The sequence below is a fragment of the Streptomyces glaucescens genome (assembly GCF_000761215.1).
GTDB classification, from domain to species: domain Bacteria; phylum Actinomycetota; class Actinomycetes; order Streptomycetales; family Streptomycetaceae; genus Streptomyces; species Streptomyces glaucescens_B.
Map to the genome: position 1 here is coordinate 1,944,173 of NZ_CP009438.1, position 17,302 is coordinate 1,961,474.

At 72.0% G+C, this 17,302-nt stretch carries 18 protein-coding genes; 5 read left to right on the plus strand and 13 right to left on the minus strand.

Annotation, left to right across the window (positions count from 1 at the left end; translation table 11 throughout):
• Positions 1 to 130: 130 nt before the first annotated feature.
• A complete protein-coding gene (locus SGLAU_RS08420; protein ID WP_043499777.1) occupies positions 131 to 1,558 on the minus strand; it encodes a hypothetical protein in 1,428 nt (475 codons plus the stop codon).
• Between the two features lie 341 nt (positions 1,559 to 1,899).
• Here SGLAU_RS08420 and SGLAU_RS08425 point away from each other — a divergent pair, with 341 nt between their 5' ends.
• On the plus strand, positions 1,900 to 3,729 hold the full coding sequence (locus SGLAU_RS08425) for an endonuclease/exonuclease/phosphatase family protein (protein WP_043499778.1): 1,830 nt from the start codon (positions 1,900 to 1,902) through the stop codon (positions 3,727 to 3,729).
• Positions 3,730 to 3,753: 24 nt separating this feature from the next.
• Here SGLAU_RS08425 and SGLAU_RS08430 read toward each other — a convergent pair whose 3' ends face one another.
• Positions 3,754 to 4,458 (minus strand): antibiotic biosynthesis monooxygenase, encoded by a 705-nt coding sequence (locus SGLAU_RS08430; protein WP_043499779.1) that lies wholly within the window; start codon positions 4,456 to 4,458, stop codon positions 3,754 to 3,756.
• A 114-nt stretch (positions 4,459 to 4,572) separates the two neighbouring features.
• Entirely contained in the window at positions 4,573 to 4,938 is a 366-nt protein-coding gene (locus tag SGLAU_RS08435) for a DUF3618 domain-containing protein (RefSeq protein ID WP_043499780.1), read from the minus strand.
• Between the two features lie 167 nt (positions 4,939 to 5,105).
• Here SGLAU_RS08435 and dapA point away from each other — a divergent pair, with 167 nt between their 5' ends.
• Positions 5,106 to 6,011 carry a 4-hydroxy-tetrahydrodipicolinate synthase gene (dapA, locus tag SGLAU_RS08440; RefSeq protein WP_162484291.1) on the plus strand — a complete coding sequence of 302 codons (906 nt, stop codon included), beginning with the start codon at positions 5,106 to 5,108 and terminating at the stop codon, positions 6,009 to 6,011.
• Positions 6,012 to 6,027: 16 nt separating this feature from the next.
• Here dapA and SGLAU_RS08445 read toward each other — a convergent pair whose 3' ends face one another.
• The 10 genes from SGLAU_RS08445 to SGLAU_RS08490 all read right to left on the minus strand — a co-directional run bounded on the left by SGLAU_RS08445 (position 6,028) and on the right by SGLAU_RS08490 (position 14,532).
• Entirely contained in the window at positions 6,028 to 6,279 is a 252-nt protein-coding gene (locus SGLAU_RS08445; RefSeq protein ID WP_052413674.1) for a hypothetical protein, read from the minus strand.
• 365 nt (positions 6,280 to 6,644) lie between these two features.
• Positions 6,645 to 7,646 carry a 2,3,4,5-tetrahydropyridine-2,6-dicarboxylate N-succinyltransferase gene (gene dapD / locus SGLAU_RS08450; RefSeq protein ID WP_043499784.1) on the minus strand — a complete coding sequence of 334 codons (1,002 nt, stop codon included), beginning with the start codon at positions 7,644 to 7,646 and terminating at the stop codon, positions 6,645 to 6,647.
• Positions 7,647 to 7,928: 282 nt separating this feature from the next.
• Positions 7,929 to 8,261, minus strand: a complete 333-nt coding sequence (locus tag SGLAU_RS08455) for a metal-sulfur cluster assembly factor (RefSeq protein ID WP_043499787.1) — start codon at positions 8,259 to 8,261, stop codon at positions 7,929 to 7,931.
• On the minus strand, positions 8,258 to 8,722 hold the full coding sequence (gene sufU / locus SGLAU_RS08460) for a Fe-S cluster assembly sulfur transfer protein SufU (RefSeq protein ID WP_043499788.1): 465 nt from the start codon (positions 8,720 to 8,722) through the stop codon (positions 8,258 to 8,260). Before sufU ends, SGLAU_RS08455 begins: the two co-directional genes overlap by 4 nt.
• Before the next feature lie 16 nt (positions 8,723 to 8,738).
• The gene (locus SGLAU_RS08465; RefSeq protein ID WP_043499789.1) at positions 8,739 to 9,995 is read right to left on the minus strand and encodes a cysteine desulfurase; all 1,257 of its coding nucleotides are present in this window, start codon (positions 9,993 to 9,995) and stop codon (positions 8,739 to 8,741) included.
• On the minus strand, positions 9,992 to 10,756 hold the full coding sequence (gene sufC / locus SGLAU_RS08470) for a Fe-S cluster assembly ATPase SufC (RefSeq protein WP_043499791.1): 765 nt from the start codon (positions 10,754 to 10,756) through the stop codon (positions 9,992 to 9,994). Before sufC ends, SGLAU_RS08465 begins: the two co-directional genes overlap by 4 nt.
• A 7-nt stretch (positions 10,757 to 10,763) precedes the next feature.
• Positions 10,764 to 11,081 carry a non-heme iron oxygenase ferredoxin subunit gene (locus SGLAU_RS08475; protein WP_004002164.1) on the minus strand — a complete coding sequence of 106 codons (318 nt, stop codon included), beginning with the start codon at positions 11,079 to 11,081 and terminating at the stop codon, positions 10,764 to 10,766.
• Positions 11,078 to 12,262 (minus strand): Fe-S cluster assembly protein SufD, encoded by a 1,185-nt coding sequence (gene sufD, locus SGLAU_RS08480; RefSeq protein WP_043499793.1) that lies wholly within the window; start codon positions 12,260 to 12,262, stop codon positions 11,078 to 11,080. The genes SGLAU_RS08475 and sufD overlap by 4 nt, the downstream gene beginning before the upstream one ends.
• Before the next feature lie 60 nt (positions 12,263 to 12,322).
• On the minus strand, positions 12,323 to 13,744 hold the full coding sequence (gene sufB, locus SGLAU_RS08485) for a Fe-S cluster assembly protein SufB (protein ID WP_043499795.1): 1,422 nt from the start codon (positions 13,742 to 13,744) through the stop codon (positions 12,323 to 12,325).
• Positions 13,741 to 14,532 carry a helix-turn-helix transcriptional regulator gene (locus tag SGLAU_RS08490; protein ID WP_043499797.1) on the minus strand — a complete coding sequence of 264 codons (792 nt, stop codon included), beginning with the start codon at positions 14,530 to 14,532 and terminating at the stop codon, positions 13,741 to 13,743. Before SGLAU_RS08490 ends, sufB begins: the two co-directional genes overlap by 4 nt.
• A 184-nt stretch (positions 14,533 to 14,716) precedes the next feature.
• Between SGLAU_RS08490 and SGLAU_RS08495 the strand changes: the two genes are divergently transcribed.
• The 3 genes from SGLAU_RS08495 (at position 14,717) to SGLAU_RS08505 (ending at position 17,280) form a co-directional block, all read left to right on the plus strand.
• A complete protein-coding gene (locus SGLAU_RS08495; RefSeq protein ID WP_043499798.1) occupies positions 14,717 to 15,517 on the plus strand; it encodes an aminoglycoside N(3)-acetyltransferase in 801 nt (266 codons plus the stop codon).
• A gap of 75 nt (positions 15,518 to 15,592) precedes the next feature.
• A complete protein-coding gene (locus SGLAU_RS08500) occupies positions 15,593 to 16,516 on the plus strand; it encodes an ABC transporter ATP-binding protein (protein WP_043499800.1) in 924 nt (307 codons plus the stop codon).
• On the plus strand, positions 16,513 to 17,280 hold the full coding sequence (locus SGLAU_RS08505) for an ABC transporter permease (protein WP_043499803.1): 768 nt from the start codon (positions 16,513 to 16,515) through the stop codon (positions 17,278 to 17,280). Before SGLAU_RS08500 ends, SGLAU_RS08505 begins: the two co-directional genes overlap by 4 nt.
• Positions 17,281 to 17,302 lie beyond the last annotated feature (22 nt).

The window sequence follows — 17,302 nt, forward strand, 5'->3', positions numbered from 1 at the left end:
GTCGGGTCGGGGCCCGGGGGCGCCCCGGCCGGGGGGCGCCCGGCGGCCGCACCGGCGGGGCCGGACCGCCGTACGCCCCTGACGGCCCCGCCGCGGGCGGTCCTGCCGCGGGCGGTCCTGCCGCAGGCGGTCAGCCGCTCTGCTGCGACCGCGCCTTGAACGCGGCCTTGCGCGCCTCCTTGGCGATCTTCTTGTCGGGGTGGATGCGCCCCATCGCCTCCAGCACGTCCGCGGTGGCCGGGTGGCCCACCCGCCAGACCGCCGAGAAGAAGCCGCTGTGCTGCTCGGCCAGACCCTCCACGAGGGCCCGCAGCTCCGCGGAGTTGCCCTCGGCGGCGAGCTGGGCGGCGACCGTGTCGATGGTCAGCCAGAAGACCATCGCCTCGGACGGCGGCGGCACGTCCGCGGCGCCGCGTTCGCTGAGCCACACGCGCGCGAGTCCGCCCAGTTCCGCGTCGTCCAGCACGTCCCGCAGCGCGGGCTCGGCCTCGGCGCCGACCAGCGACAGCGCCTGCTGGCAGCGCAGCCGGCGCAGCGGCGCCCCGGCGTCGCCCCCGCGTGCGGCGGCCAGCAGCTCCCGGGCGGCGGCGAGGGGTTCGCGCCGGGCCAGCCACTGCTCGGTCTCGGCCTGCGCGGCCCGCGGGCCGAATCCGGCAGTGCCGTCCAGCAGGGCGTCGGCGCCCTTGTCGGCGAGGTCCCCGACGGCGGGCGCGTCGAAGCCCGCCTCCAGCAGCCGGGCCCGCAGCCCGTACCGGCCGAGCGGGGTGAGGCGGACCAGGCCGTAGCGGGTGACGTCGGTGTCGTCGACGGGCGCGCCCGGCTCCTCGTCGGCGTCCGCCATCAGCGCCTCGTCGACCGGCCGGTACTCGACGAGTCCGGCCGGTTCCAGCATCCGGAACTGGTCGTCGAGCCGCATCATCGCGTCGGAGACCTGCTGCAGGACGTCGTTGCTGGGCTCGGTCATGCCGTCCGGGACGATGACGGACGCGGCGAGCGCGGGCAGCGGGACGGGACCGTCGCCGGCGCCGTCCTCGCTGACGCTGAGCAGGTAGAGGTTGGCGAGGACGCCGTCGAGGAACGCGGCCTCGCGCCCGGGGTCCCAGTCGAGCGCGGAGAGGTCGACCCGGCCCCCCTCGTCGAGCGCGTCGACGAGGGCGTCCAGGTCGGGCACGCTCGCGTCGGCGAGCACGGCCTCCAGGGCGTCCTGCCAGACGCCGAGGACGTCCTGCGGGGAGCCGCCGGTGAGCAGGGCCAGGCCGGCGCCGGCGGCGACGGTGCCCTCCTCCTCGTCGACGATCTCGACGAGCCCGGTGTCCACGGCCACCCGCCAGGCCGCACCGGCCGCGGCGACGGCGTCCTCCCCGCTCAGGCCCAGCGCCTCGGCCGCCGCGGGCAGTTCCTCCTCGGCGAGCCCGCCGCCGGCGTCGACGCGGGTGTCCGGCCCGGCCCAGCGGGCGAGCCGGGCGGCACGGGAGAGGAGCGGGGCGGTCAGCGCGTCGCGCGCCAGCTCCGCGTCGGAGGCCAGCCGTACCGGCGGGAGGGTGGAACTGTCTGACATCGGCTGATTCTCCTAGGGGCGCCCGGGCGGCGTACGGCCAGGCGTACGACCGGTGGTTCAGCCGCTCAGCCTAGACGGATTTCCACCCATGCCACCCGGTTCATCTCCTCGTCACCGGCCGTCCATGGCCGAAACCTTGACAACCGGCGGGAGCAGGCAGGAGATTGACGCGCGTAGAAGTCGGCGGACACCTGTTCACCGACCGGGGTACGGCACAACTCCCTCACCGGGCACGCCGCTCCCCGCTCTCTACGCGCGTCGCCACCGCCCCGCCGGTCGCGGCTCCGACCTCCCGTTCCACCCTCGTCCCGGCGCCCATGTACGTCCCCGGAGGGATCCCGTTGCCGAGCAAGTCTTCCGCGCGCCTCGCCGCGCTCACCGTCGCCGCCGTGTGTTCCGCGGCGTCCACCGTCGTCCTCACCTCCCCGGCCCACGCGGACAGCGTGCGCATCCGTGACATCCAGGGCACGACCCGGATATCGCCGTACGCCGGCAAGCAGGTCACCGACGTGGCCGGAATCGTCACCGGCATCCGGACGTACGGCTCCTCGCGCGGCTTCTGGATCCAGGACCCGGACGCGGACGCCGACCCGGCCACCAGCGAGGGCGTCTTCGTCTTCACCGGCTCCACGCCCAAGGGCGTCGCCGTGGGTGACGCGGTGACCGTGTCGGGCACCGTGTCCGAGTTCGTCCCCGGCGGCACCTCCTCCGGCAACCAGGCCGTCACCGAGATCACCAAGCCGACGGTGAAGGTCGTCTCCAGCGGCAACCCCGTCCCCGCCCCGGTGCTCATCGACGCCGGTGCGGTGCCGGACGCCTACGCCCCGGCGGGCGACCCGGCGGCCAACGGCTCGGTCAACGCCCTGCCGCTGCGCCCCGCGACGTACGCCCTGGACCTGTACGAGGCCCTGGAGGGCATGAACGTCCGGGTCGCCGACGCCCGGGTGGTCGGCGCCACCGACCCGTACACCGAGCTGTGGGTCACGGTGAAGCCCGACGAGCACGACAACCGGCGCGGCGGCACGGTCTACGGCTCCTACACCGCCCAGAACACCGGCCGGATCATGATCCAGTCGCTGGGCAAGCCGGCCGACTTCCCCAAGGCGGACGTCGGTGACACCCTCACGGGCGCCACCACCGGCCCGCTGGACTACAACCAGTTCGGCGGCTACACCCTCGTCGCGAGCGAGCTGGGCACCCTGGAGAGCGGCGGCCTGGAGCGCGAGACCACCCGCAAGCAGAAGAACGGCGAGCTGGCGGTCGCGACGTACAACGTCGAGAACCTGGACCCGTCCGACGACACCTTCGCCGCGCACGCCGCCGCGATCGTCACCAACCTGCGCTCGCCCGACATCGTGTCCCTGGAGGAGATCCAGGACAACAACGGCGCGACGGACGACGGCACGGTGGCCGCCGACCGGACGGTGGCCAAGCTGATCGACGCCATCACGGCGGCGGGCGGCCCGCGCTACGACTGGCGCGCCGTCGACCCGGTGAACAACACGGACGGCGGCGAGCCCGGCGGCAACATCCGCCAGGTGTTCCTCTTCAACCCCGAGCGGGTCTCCTTCACCGACCGCGCGGGCGGCGACGCGAACACCGCGACCGGCGTCGTCCGGGAGCGCGGCAAGGCCGCGCTGACCGTGTCCCCCGGCCGTGTCGACCCGGCGAACGAGGCGTGGAGGAACAGCCGCAAGCCGCTGGTGGGCGAGTTCGTCTTCCGCGGCCGCACGGTGTTCGTGATCGCCAACCACTTCAACTCCAAGGGCGGCGACCAGGGCCTGACCTCGCAGTACCAGCCCCCGGCGCGCAGCTCCGAGGTCCAGCGCCACCTCCAGGCGACGGCCGTGAACGCCTTCGTCAAGGAGATCCTCGCCGTCCAGAAGAACGCGGACGTCGTCGCGCTCGGCGACATCAACGACTTCGAGTTCTCCGGCACGGCCAAGGCCCTCGAGGGCGACGGCGAGCTGTGGTCGGCGGTCAAGTCGCTGCCCCGCGACGAGCGCTACTCGTACGTCTACCAGGGCAACAGCCAGGTCCTCGACCAGATCCTGATCAGCCCGGCGATCCGGCGCGGCTGCGACTTCGAGTACGACAGCGTGCACCTGAACGCCGAGTTCCACGACCAGATCAGCGACCACGACCCGCAGGTGCTGCGCTTCCGCCCGTAGCCGGCGATCCGGCGGGCCGGGCGATCAGCCCGGCAGCAGGCCCACGGCGTGCTGGTAGCGGGTGCCGGTGAACCCCTTCACCCCGGGGTACGTCCGCACCCGCTCCCACTGCTCACCGCCGTCGCCGATGCCCTCGCCGGGCGCGGCGAGGACGGCGTCGTAGGCCCGCTCGCTCTCCCACTCGGCGTAGTTGAGGACGTGGGTGCCGTCCTTGCTGAGGTGGAAGTGGGCGGCGATCAGGCCGCGGTGGCCGGCCGGGTCGCCGGCCAGGGCCCGCAGCACCTCGCCGATCCAGTCGGCGCGCCGCCCGGCCGCGTCCGGTTCGAAGTCGATCCGGACGGTCACGATCAGACCCGGCACCCGGGTGTCGCCGGCGGCCCGCTCACGGCTGCGCGGCCGGCCGTAGCGGTCGAGCCCGAGACGCTCGATGCCCGGTACCAGGGTGTCGATCTCGTCGACGCGCTCCTGCCGCCGCGTCTTGAAGAACGCCTCGTAGCCCGCCTCGCTCGTCCACTGCGAGTAGTGCATCAGGGTGGCGCCGTCGCGGCCGGTGTAGACGTGGTAGCCGAGCAGCCCGTCGGCCGGCCACGGGCGGCGCTCCCAGGTCCCGGCGATCGCCTCCACGGTGGCCCGCTGCCGCTCGGGGGTGCCGACCCGCCACGTGCTGAAGAAGGGCGCCGCGGCGTCCGGGCGGGTGAGGTCGGGATGGGCGTCGGTACGGCGGGTCATGTCAACCTCCGGGAAAGGCTGGTCGGTGGGTGCACCGACCAGCCTTCAACCTCAACCTCGATCGAGGTCAAGCCGGTTCGGGGCGTCCCCTCCTGTCGCCCCGACGGCCGTCCCTCAGCGCCCGCCGTTCCGCCGCCGCAGCACGCCCGCCGCGACGACCGCCGCACCCGCGAAGAGCACCGGCCGCGGCAGCCGGAGCGCGGCCTGGGCGACCCGGCGCACGGGCTCGGGTGCCCGGTGTTCCACGGCGTACTGCGCTCGGGTGGCGCCGCCCTGGACGGCGTGCCCCGCCTGGGCCGCGCTGCTGCGCAGCTGGACGGTCATCGCGCCCGCCCTGTCCCTGAGGTCGGCGGCGCGTGCCCGGGCGCGTTCCCGGACGTCCGCCCTGGCGGCCAATTCCCCGACGGTGGCGCCGAGTTGGCCGCGGGTCCGCTCGGCCTGCCCGCGCAGCTCGGCGGTCCCCTTGGTCCGGTCGGTCATCGGTGTGCCCCTTCCCTGGTCTGCACGCGTTCGGCGACCCGGGTACCCTGACCGGCCGTCACTACCCTCGCGCGTGCCGCCTTCCGCGTGTTGCCGCAGCACCCCTTACCGGTACCTCGTAGCAGATTTAAGTGGAGCTGCGCCCGCTGGCCGCCGAGACTGCTCCCATGACCCACACCCTCCCCGTCACGCCCCCCTTCGGCCGCGTCCTGTGCGCGATGGTCACCCCCTTCACCGAGTCCGGCGCCCTCGACCTCGACGGTGCCCGGCGGCTGGCGGAGCGGCTGGTGGACGGCGGCTGCGACGGGCTGGTGCTGAACGGCACCACCGGCGAATCGCCGACCACGAGCGATGAGGAGAAGTCGGCCCTGATCCGGGCCGTCCGGGAGGCGGTGGGCGAGCGCCCGTCGATCCTGGCGGGCGTCGGCACCGCCGACACCCGCCACACGATCGAGCTGACCCACCAGGCCGAGAAGGCGGGCGCGGACGGCGTCCTGGTCGTCACGCCGTACTACAGCAGGCCCCCGCAGGACGCCGTCGAGGCCCACTTCCGCGAGGTAGCGGACGCCTCCGGCCTCCCGGTCGCGCTCTACGACATCCCCGGCCGCACCGGCACCCGCATCGAGCCGGAGACAATGATCCGACTCGCCGCACACCCGGGGATCGTGGCCGTCAAGGACTGCTCCTACGACTTCCTCGGCACCCAGAAGGTCCTCGCCCGCACCGGCCTCGCCTGCTACGCGGGCTGCGACGAACACAACCTCGCCCTGTACGCGGTGGGCGCCGCGGGCTGCGTCAGCACGGTGGCGAACGTGATCCCGGGTCACATCCGCGCGGTGTTCGACGCGTTCGACGCGGGTGAGACGGCCCACGCGGCCCGCCTCCAGCGGCAGGCCACACCCCTGATCGAAGCGATGATGGCGGCGGGCCTCCCCGGCGCGGTCACCGCGAAGGCCCTCCTCACCGCCCTCGGCCTGCCCGCAGGACCGGTCCGCGCCCCACTGCGCCCCGCGGACCGCGAGACACTCGACGCCCTGCTGGCGGCGTACCGGGAGGCCGTCCCGCAGCCGTGACCGGAACCTGCGCCGGTCACCCCGCCGCGGGCTGCCCCTCGGCGGGCTCGGCGGGCTCGGCGGCGGCCCCGCCCCCCAGCCCGAGGAAGTGCTGAAGCACGTCCTCCATGGGATCGTCGATCTGCCCGGCATTGATCAGCCCGATCCGGGGCCCGTTGTGCGAGCCGGTGTTGGTCTCGTCGGCATGCGCGACCCCACCGGCCAGGCCCCAGCCCACGGCCACCAGCACACCCGCCCCGACCGCACCCCTCGCCCGTACGTTCCTCATCGCTCAGCCCTCGTCTCACCGTTCGACATCCGACCGGACGGCTCCGCCGCCCACCCGGTTCATCTGCGAGAACCTCCCGGAGGACACGGCCGGTAATCCGTTCAAGTGATCGTCACGAATCCGCCGCGCCCCAGGGCTCGCCACATGGTCCCCGCGACGGTCCACACATGGCACGACGAGGAAGTCCGGGGCGTCCTGGTCCGCCGGAGACGTCGACGCTCCGTCTCCAAGGCTCCCGGCCGGCGGATCGCGCAGTTCGCCTGCGGACGCGGCCGATACGGCGAAGCGGCGCGCCCCTCCAGCCGGCGTCGGGGCCGTGGAAGGGCGCTCAGCGGTGTGCGGGACCGGGCGACTGACCGGCCGGCTCAGTTGTGGCTGTGCAGGATCTCGTTCAGGCCGCCCCACTCCGCGTTGTTCGGGCGGGCCTCGACCGTGCCGGTGACCGAGTTGCGGCGGAAGAGGATGTTGGAGGCGCCGGAGAGTTCGCGGGCCTTGACGATCTGCCCGTCGGGGAGGGTGATGCGGGTGCCGGCGGTGAGGTAGAGGCCCGCCTCGACCACGCAGTCGTCGCCGAGGGCGATGCCGATGCCGGCCTCCGCACCGACGAGGGAGCGCTCGCCGATCGCGACGCGCTCCTTGCCGCCGCCGGACAGCGTGCCCATGGTGGACGCGCCGCCGCCGATGTCCGAGCCGTCGCCGACGACGACGCCCTGGGAGATGCGGCCCTCGACCATGGAGGTGCCGAGGGTGCCGGCGTTGAAGTTGACGAAGCCCTCGTGCATGACGGTGGTGCCGGCGGCGAGGTGGGCGCCGAGGCGGACGCGGTCGGCGTCGGCGATGCGGACGCCCGCGGGGGCGACGTAGTCCGTCATGCGCGGGAACTTGTCCACGCCGAACACGCTGAGGTGCAGGCCGCGGGCGCGGGCGGCGAGCCGGACGGTCTCCAGGGTGTCGACGGCGACCGGGCCGAGCGAGGTCCAGGCGACGTTGGCGAGCAGGCCGAAGATGCCGTCGAGGTTCGGCTCGTTCGGCTTGACCAGGCGGTGCGAGAGCAGGTGCAGCCGCAGGTAGGCGTCGTGGGTGTCGAGCGGCTTGTCGTCCAGGGAGGAGATGACCGTACGGACCGCGACGATCTCCACACCGCGCACGTCGTCCTTGCCGAGGGCGGCCACGCCGTGCTCGCCGAGCAGTTCGGCGGTGCGGTCGGCGTCCAGGCGCTCGGTGCCGGCCGGGCCGGGGCCCTCGGCGGTCGCATCGGTCAGCTCGGGCGCGGGGAACCAGGTGTCGAGAACGGTGCCGTCGGCGGCGATCGTGGCGAGGCCGGCGGCCACGGCGCCGGTGGTGCGGGGAGCAGTCGTGTCGGTCATGAGGGAAACCTAACGCGGCCCCGCCCACCCGGGCGAACCGGCCCGGCCTCCGTCTCACGTGCCGGGCGAGCCCCTGGAGAGGCCCGCTGTCGCCGCCCGCCGTCGTCGTCGTCCACGGCGCGGGCCGTGCGCCGGGGACTCCGCGACCGGCTCGTCGCCGCGCGAGCCGGCCGGCGCGCACGCCGGTGCCGGCGCCGTACGCGGTGAGCGCGGGTCGCGCACAGCGCAGTGGCCCCCGGCATGGTGCCGGGGGCCACTGCGACAGGCGTACGGAGGAAGGGCTCAGACGTTGAACCCGAGCGCCCGCAGCTGCTCGCGGCCGTCGTCGGTGATCTTGTCGGGGCCCCACGGCGGCATCCAGACCCAGTTGATGCGCAGCTCGTTGACCAGGCCGTCCGTGGCGGACTTGGCCTGGTCCTCGATGACGTCCGTCAGCGGGCAGGCCGCGGAGGTCAGGGTCATGTCGATCGTCGCGATGTTCGCGTCGTCGATGTGGATGCCGTAGATCAGGCCGAGGTTCACGACGTCGATGCCCAGCTCGGGGTCGACGACGTCGTACAACGCCTCGCGGATCTCCTCCTCCGAGGCCGGCTTCGTCTCAACGGTCTCGCTCATGCCGTCTTCCTTTCGGCGTCGGCGCCCAGCGCCTGGGCCGTCGCGTCCTTCCACGCCATCCAGCTGAGGAGGGCGCACTTGACCCGGGCCGGGTACTTGGAGACGCCGGCGAACGCGACCGCGTCCTCCAGCACCTCCTCCATGGCGTCGTCGGGTTCGATCTTCCCCTTGGACTGCATCAGCTCCAGGAAGGTCTCCTGGATCTTCTGCGCCTCGGCGACGTCCTTGCCGACCAGCAGCTCGTTCAGCACCGACGCGCTGGCCTGGCTGATGGAGCAGCCCTGGCCCTCGTACGAGACGTCGCTGATGGTCGTGCCCTCGTACTTCACGCGCAGGGTGATCTCGTCACCGCACGTGGGGTTCACGTGGTGCACCTCGGCGTCGCCATCCCGCAAGCCCCGCCCGTGCGGGTTCTTGTAGTGGTCCAGGATGACGTCCTGGTACATGGAGTCCAGTTTCACCTTGTCAGCACGCCCCTCAGCCGAAGAAGTTCCGTACGTGCTCCAGGCCGTCCACCAGAGCGTCGATCTCGGCCGGCGTGGAGTACAGATAGAACGACGCTCGCGTGGTCGCAGGAATTCCGTAGCGCAGGCAGACCGGGCGGGCGCAGTGGTGACCGACGCGGACGGCGATGCCCAGCTCGTCGAGGACCTGGCCCACGTCGTGCGGGTGGATGTCACCGAGCGTGAAGGAGATCGCGGCGCCGCGGTCCTCGGCCGTGGTGGGGCCGATGATCCGCAGGTCGGGGACCTCGCCGAGACGCTTCACCGCGTACTCGGTGAGGGCGTGCTCGTGGGCGAGGATCTTGTCCATGCCGATCGAGTTGAGGTAGTCGATCGCCGCGCCGAGGCCGACCGCCTGGGCGATCGGCGGGGTGCCCGCCTCGAACTTGTGGGGGGCCGGGGCGTACGTCGACGAGTGCATCGACACGGTCTCGATCATCTCGCCGCCGCCGAGGAACGGAGGCAGGTCCTCCAGGAGTTCCTGGCGGCCCCAGAGGACGCCGATGCCGGTCGGGCCGCACATCTTGTGGCCGGTGAAGGCCACGAAGTCGGCCTGGAGGGCCTGCACGTCCAGCGGCATGTGGGGGGCGGCCTGGGAGGCGTCGACGCAGACCAGCGCGCCGACCTCCTGGGCGCGGCGCACGATCGCCTCGACCGGGTTGAAGGTGCCCAGGATGTTCGACACCAGCACGAAGGAGACGATCTTCGTCTTCTCCGTGATCACCTCGTCGATGTCGGACAGGTCCAGGCGGCCGTCGTCGGTGAGGCCGAACCACTTCAGCTTCGCGCCCGTGCGCTGCGCCAGCAGCTGCCACGGCACGATGTTGGAGTGGTGCTCCATCTCCGTGATGACGATCTCGGTGTCCGCGTCCACCCGGTAGGGCTCGTCGGCCCAGCCGAGCATGTTGGCCACGAGGTTCAGCGACTCGGAGGCGTTCTTGGTGAAGATCACCTCGTCGCGGCTGGGCGCGTTGATGAACTCCGCGACCTTGTCCCGCGCGCCCTCGTACAGCGCCGTGGCCTCCTCGGCCAGCACATGCACGCCGCGGTGCACGTTGGCGTTGTGCTGTTCGTAGTACTCCCCGAGCACGTCGAGGACCTGGCGCGGGGTCTGCGAGGTCGCCGCGTTGTCCAGGTACACGAGCTTCTTGCCGTCGTGCAGCACCCGGTCGAGGATCGGGAAGTCCTTGCGGATCGCCTCGGTGTCGAGGAGGCCCGGCAGCTGTGTCACGCGGATGCGCCACCCTTCGTGTATGCCTCGTAGCCCTCGTTCTCCAGCTTGTCGGCGAGCTCGGCGCCGCCGGACTCGACGATGCGGCCGCCGGAGAAGACGTGGACGAAGTCGGGCTTGATGTAGCGCAGGATGCGCGTGTAGTGGGTGATCAGCAGGGTGCCGACCTCGCCGGTCTCGCGGACGCGGTTGACGCCCTCGGAGACGATGCGCAGCGCGTCGACGTCGAGGCCGGAGTCGGTCTCGTCGAGGATCGCGACCTTCGGCTTGAGCAGCTCCAGCTGGAGGATCTCGTGGCGCTTCTTCTCACCGCCGGAGAAGCCCTCGTTGACGTTGCGCTCGGCGAAGGACGGGTCCATGTTGAGGCGCTCCATGGCCTCCTTGACCTCCTTCACCCAGGTGCGCAGCTTGGGGGCCTCGCCGCGGATGGCGGTGGCGGAGGTGCGCAGGAAGTTGGAGACCGAGACGCCGGGGACCTCGACCGGGTACTGCATCGCCAGGAACAGGCCCGCGCGGGCGCGCTCGTCGACGGACATCTCCAGGACGTCCTCGCCGTCGAGCAGCACGGTGCCGCCGGTGATCGTGTACTTCGGGTGGCCCGCGAGGGAGTAGGCGAGCGTCGACTTGCCCGAGCCGTTGGGGCCCATGATGGCGTGCGTCTCGCCCTGCTTCACGGTGAGGTCGACGCCCTTGAGGATCTCCTTCGTGGCGTTGTCGGCCTCGACGGTGACGTGCAGGTCTCGGATTTCAAGCGTTGCCATGGGTGCCTCAGGACTCCTGGGTGAGGGAGACGAGCACGTCGTCCCCTTCGATCTTTACGGGGTATACGGGGACGGGGCGCGTCGCGGGGAGACCGGACGGCTTGCCGGTGCGGAGGTCGAACGCGGAGCCGTGCAGCCAGCACTCGATCTGGCAGTCCTCCACCTCGCCCTCGGAGAGCGAGACGTTCGCGTGGGAGCAGATGTCGTGAATGGCGAACACCTCCCCCTCGGTACGGACCACCGAGACCGGCGTGCCGTCGAGTTCCACCCGCTTCGGGGTGTCCTCCTCCAGCTCGCTCAGCCCACAGGCGCGTACGAACGTCATGCGACCGACGCCTCCAGCTCCTCTTCGATCTTGGCCAGCAGACGCTCCTCGATGTCGGCGACGCCGATCTGCTGGACCAGCTCGGCGAAGAAGCCGCGGACGACGAGGCGGCGCGCCTCGTGCTCGGGGATACCGCGGGCCATCAGGTAGAAGAGCTGCTCGTCGTCGAAGCGGCCGGTCGCGGAGGCGTGCCCGGCGCCGACGATCTCGCCGGTCTCGATCTCCAGGTTCGGCACCGAGTCGACCCGCGCGCCGTCCGTGAGGACGAGGTTGCGGTTCATCTCGTAGGTGTCGGTGCCCTCGGCCTCGGCCTCGATCAGCACGTCGCCGATCCACACGGCGTGCGCGGCCTCGCCCTGGAGCGCGCCCTTGTAGACGACGTTCGACTTGCAGTGCGGCACGTTGTGGGTGACCAGGAGGCGGTGCTCCTGGTGCTGGCCGGCGTCGGTGAAGTACAGGCCGAACAGCTCGGCCTCGCCGCCGGGGCCCGCGTAGGTGACGCGCGGGTGCAGCCGGACGACGTCGCCGCCGAAGGTGACGACGACCGACTTGAAGGAGGCGTCGCGGCCGATCAGCGTGTTGTGCTGGCCCACGTGCACGGCCTTGTCGTCCCAGTCCTGGACGGAGACGACGGTCAGCTTGGCGCCGTCCCCGAGGACGTAGTCGACGTTGGCCGCGAGCACCGCGTCACCGGTGTGGTCGATGACGACGACGGCCTCGGCGAAGGCGCCCAGCTCGATGACCTGGTGGCCGAAGGCGGTGCCGCCCTGGCCGTGCACGGCGATCCGGATCGGCTCGGTGAGGACGGTCTCCTTGGGGACGGTCACGACCGACGCCTTCTCGAAGGCCGAGTACGCCTGTGCGGCGATCCGGTCCACGGGGGTGCCCGCCCTGCCGAGCCGGGCGTCGTCCCGGCCGACGGTCTCGACGACGACGCCCTCGGGAGCCTCGACAGTGACCTTCACGCCGTCGCCGGTGGCGACGGCGGTGCCGTCGTGCAGGCCGCGCAGGCGCTCCAGCGGGGTGAACCGCCACTCCTCCTCACGGCCGTGCGGGACGGGGAAGTCCGCCACGTCGAAGGACGGGGGCGCGCTCATGCGCGAGACGACGGTGGACTCGGCGGCCACCGCGATCGAGCCGGCGGTCGTCGAACCGACCGGGATGTTCTGAGCCTCAGCCATGGCTGTCGTAATGCTCGCTTTCCGTTGCGTAAGGGGCCTGATGGGATCGCCGGCCGGTGGTCAGCCGACCGCGCCTTCCATCTGCAGCTCGATCAGCCGGTTGAGCTCGAGGGCGTACTCCATGGGCAGCTCCTTGGCGATCGGCTCGACGAAGCCGCGCACGATCATCGCCATCGCCTCGTCCTCGGAGAGACCGCGGCTCATCAGGTAGAAGAGCTGGTCCTCGGAGACCTTGGAGACGGTCGCCTCGTGACCCATGGACACGTCGTCCTCGCGGACGTCCACGTACGGGTAGGTGTCCGAGCGGGAGATCGTGTCGACCAGCAGGGCGTCGCAGAGCACGTTGGACTTGGAGCCCGGGGCGCCCTCGCCGATCTCGATCAGGCCGCGGTACGACGTACGGCCGCCGCCGCGCGCCACCGACTTGGAGACGATGTTGGACGAGGTGTTCGGCGCCATGTGGACCATCTTGGCGCCGGCGTCCTGGTGCTGGCCCTCGCCCGCGAAGGCGATGGACAGGGTCTCGCCCTTGGCGTGCTCGCCCATCAGGTAGACGGCCGGGTACTTCATCGTCACCTTGGAGCCGATGTTGCCGTCGATCCACTCCATGGTCGCGCCCTCGTAGGCGACGGCGCGCTTGGTGACCAGGTTGTAGACGTTGTTCGACCAGTTCTGGATGGTCGTGTAGCGGCAGCGGGCGTTCTTCTTGACGATGATCTCGACGACCGCGGAGTGCAGCGAGTCCGACTTGTAGATCGGGGCGGTGCAGCCCTCGACGTAGTGCACGTAGGCGCCCTCGTCGACGATGATCAGGGTCCGCTCGAACTGGCCCATGTTCTCGGTGTTGATCCGGAAGTAGGCCTGGAGCGGGATCTCCACGTGCACGCCCGGCGGGACGTAGATGAAGGAGCCGCCGGACCACACGGCCGTGTTCAGCGCGGCGAACTTGTTGTCGCCGACCGGGATGACCGTGCCGAAGTACTCCTTGAACAGCTCCGGGTGCTCCTTGAGCGCCGTGTCGGTGTCCAGGAAGATGACGCCCTGCTCCTCCAGGTCCTCGCGGATCTGGTGGTAGACGACCTCCGACTCGTACTGGGCGGCGACACCGGCCACGAGGCGCTGCTTCTCGGCCTCGGGGATGCCCAGCTTGTCGTAGGTGTTCTTGATGTCCTCGGGCAGGTCCTCCCAGGACTCCGCCTGCTTCTCCGTGGAGCGCACGAAGTACTTGATGTTGTCGAAGTCGATGCCCGACAGGTCCGAGCCCCAGTTCGGCATGGGCTTCTTCTCGAAGAGCTTCAGGCCCTTGAGGCGCAGCTTCGTCATCCACTCCGGCTCGGACTTCTTGTCCGAGATGTCGCGGACGACGTCCTCGTTCAGGCCGCGCTTCGCTGCGGCACCGGCCTCGTCGGAGTCGGCCCAGCCGTATTCGTACTTGCCCAGGCCCTCGAGCTCAGGGTGGGCAGTCTCCGTGGGGAGAGTCATGCGGGGTTCCTCCCGGCCGTGCTTGCAGATGCGTTGTGGGTGGTGTCGGAAATCTTCGGAGTCCCCGGGGCGGTCGCCGCCGGGGCCTTCGTCGTGGAGGTCTTCGGGATAAACGTCGTGCACACGCCGTCGCCGTGGGCGATCGTGGCCAGCCGCTGTACGTGTGTACCGAGCAGCTCGGCGAAAAATTCCGTCTCGGCCTCGCAGAGCTGCGGGAACTGCTCGGCGACGTGGGCGACCGGACAGTGGTGCTGGCACAGCTGCTCGCCGGTGGGCGCGCTGCGCGCGGTAGCAGCGTACCCGTCCGCGCTCAGGGCCTTGGCCAGCGCTTCGGTCCGCTGCTCCGGGGCGGCCTGCTCGACCGCCTTGCGGTAGGCGGCGGACTGGGCAGCGATCCGGGCGCGGGCGAAGGCGGCGACCGCCTCGTCCCCGCCCTCGCGCTCGGCGATCCAGCGCAGGGCGTCCATGGCCAGCGTGTCGTAGGACTGGTCGAAGGCGTCCCGGCCGCAGTCGGTCAGCGTGAAGACCTTGGCGGGGCGGCCCCGGGTGCGGGCGCCGTACACCCGTCGCTCGCGGGCCTCGACGACACCGTCGGCGACCAGCGCGTCCAGGTGCCGGCGGACGGCGGCCTGGGTGAGGCCCAGCCGCCCGGCGAGTTCGGCGACGGTCGACTGACCGTGGTCCAGGATCGACCGCGCGACCCGGTTGCGCGTCGAGCGCTCCCCGGTCGCGAGCTCCTCCTGCGGGGTCCCCGTGGGGGTCTCCCGAGCTGCGCCGACGTTTTTCACAACGCCATTGTTGCGTAATTCCCGAGAACGTGACAAGCGGCGTCCGGCCCGCCGGACGGTGCCCTGCGTCACTTAGGCAAACCTAAGCTGACCTGCGGAAACGATCTTTGATCGATCAGGCGCCGGTCCCGCCGGCCGCAAAACCGCTGGCGCCCCCGACCCCCGTCCGGAACACTCCACGCCCATGCCCACACCCCTTCCGACCGGCCCACTCGTCACCCGCGGCACCCTCGCGAAGGACCTCGCAGAGCTGGGCGTGCGCCCCGGCGAGATCCTCCTCGCGCACACCTCCCTCAGCTCCCTCGGCTGGGTGTGCGGCGGACCCGTCGCCGTCGTCCAGGCCCTCCTCGACGTCCTCGGCCCCGACGGCACCCTGGTCGTCCCCACCCAGACCGCCGACCTCTCCGACCCGGCCGGTTGGTCGAACCCGCCGGTCCCCGAGGAGTGGTGGCCGGACATCCGGGCCGCCATGCCCGTCTACGACCCGCTGATCACCCCCGCCCGGGGCGTCGGAGTCGTCCCCGAGACCGTCCGCACCTGGCCCGGCGCGCGCCGCTCCGCCCACCCCCACACCTCCTTCGTCGCCCTCGGCCCGCGCGCCGCGGAGATCACCGACGGCCACGCCCCCGACTGCCGCCTCGGCGAGCGCAGCCCGCTCGCGGTCCTGGAACGCCTCGGCGCCCGGGTGCTGCTGCTCGGCGCGGGCTACGACACGTGCACGAGCTTCCACCTCGCCGAGTACCGGATACCGGCCCCGCCGGTCGAGGTCGGCCGCCCCGGACCGGACGGCTGGGCCGCCGTCACCGAGCCGTCGATCTCCTCGGAACGCTTCGACGAGCTGGGACGCGACTTCGAACGCGACCGCCCCGTCGTGCGCGGCGGGGTCGGAGCCGCCGCGGCACGGCTCTTCCCCGTCGCCGACGCGGTGGCGTACGCCGAGCGCTGGCTGGCCCGGCACCGGCCCCGGGCGAGCGAGCCCGAGTGACGGAACCGGCCACGGCCGGGCGCACTCGCGCACCCGCCCGTCCGGGGCACCCCGCGGCTCCCTAGACTCGGGGCCATGCGAAACGAGCCCGTGCTCCAGGTCCAGGCCCTGGTGAAGCGGTACGGCCCGAAGACCGCGGTGGACGGCCTCGACCTGGTGGCCCGGGCGGGGGTCACCGCCGTCCTCGGCCCCAACGGGGCGGGCAAGACGACCACGGTCGAGACCTGCGAGGGGTACCGGAAGCCGGACTCCGGCACGGTGCGCGTCCTGGGCCTCGACCCGGTCCGCCAGTCCCGCGAGCTGCGCCCGCGGATCGGCGTGATGCTCCAGTCCGGCGGCGTGTACTCCGGCGCCCGGGCCGTCGAGATGCTGCGCCACGTCGCGAGACTGCACGCCCACCCCCTCGACGTGGACGCCCTCGTCGAACGGCTCGGGCTCGGCTCCTGCGGCCGTACCCCGTACCGGCGGCTGTCCGGCGGGCAGCAGCAGCGGCTCGCGCTGGCGATGGCCGTCGTCGGCCGCCCCGAGCTGGTCTTCCTCGACGAGCCCACCGCCGGACTCGACCCGCAGGCGCGCCGCGCCACCTGGGACCTGGTCCGCGACCTGCGCGCCGACGGCGTCTCGGTCGTCCTCACCACCCACTACATGGACGAGGCCGAGCAGCTCGCCGACGACGTCGCCATCATCGACGCCGGCCGGGTCATCGCCCAGGGCTCGCCCGAGGAACTGTGCCGCGGCGGCGCCGAGAACACCCTGCGCTTCACCGGCCGCCCCGGCCTCGACGTGGGCTCCCTGCTCAAGGCGCTGCCCCCGGACTGCGCGGCGGCCGAGCTGACACCGGGCGCCTACCGGGTCGTCGGCAAGATCGACCCCCAGCTGCTGGCGACGGTCACCTCCTGGTGCGCCCAGCACGGGGTGATGCCGGACCGGATCTCGGTGGAGCGGCACACCCTGGAGGACGTCTTCCTGGAGCTGACCGGCAAGGAGCTGCGCGCATGACCACGGGGACCCACACGCCCAGGCCCGGAGCCGCCCCGCTCCCCCGCATGATCGCCGCCCAGGCCGCCCTGGAGACGAAGATGCTGCTGCGCAACGGCGAGCAGCTGCTCCTGACGGTGATCATCCCGACCCTGCTGCTCGTCCTGTTCAGCACCGTGGACATCGTCGACACCGGTGCCGGCGAGGCCGTCGACTTCCTCACGCCCGGCATCCTGGCGCTCGCCGTGATGTCGACCGCCTTCACCGGCCAGGCCATCGCCACCGGCTTCGAACGCCGCTACGGCGTGCTCAAGCGGCTCGCTTCCTCGCCGCTGCCGCGCTGGGGCCTGATGACCGCCAAGACGGCGTCCGTGCTCGTCATCGAGGTGCTCCAGGTGGTCCTGGTGACCGTGATCGCGTTCGCGCTGGGCTGGTCGCCGCACGGCGGCGCGCCGGCCGTCCTGCTCCTCCTGGTGCTCGGCACGGCCGCCTTCTCCGGGCTGGGCCTGCTGATGGCCGGCACCCTGAAGGCGGAGGCGACCCTGGCCGGCGCCAACCTGGTCTTCCTGCTGCTGCTCGTCGGCGGCGGGGTGATCGTGCCGCTGGACAAGTTCCCGCCCGCCGCCCAGGACGTCCTCGGCCTGCTGCCGATCTCCGCGCTGTCGGACGGACTGCGCGACGTGCTCCAGCACGGCGCCGGGATGCCGTGGGGCAACCTGGCGGTCCTCGCGGCCTGGGCGGTCGCTGGACTGGCGGCGGCGGGGAAGTTCTTCCGCTGGGAGTAGCCCGTACCGCCTGATTCGCACC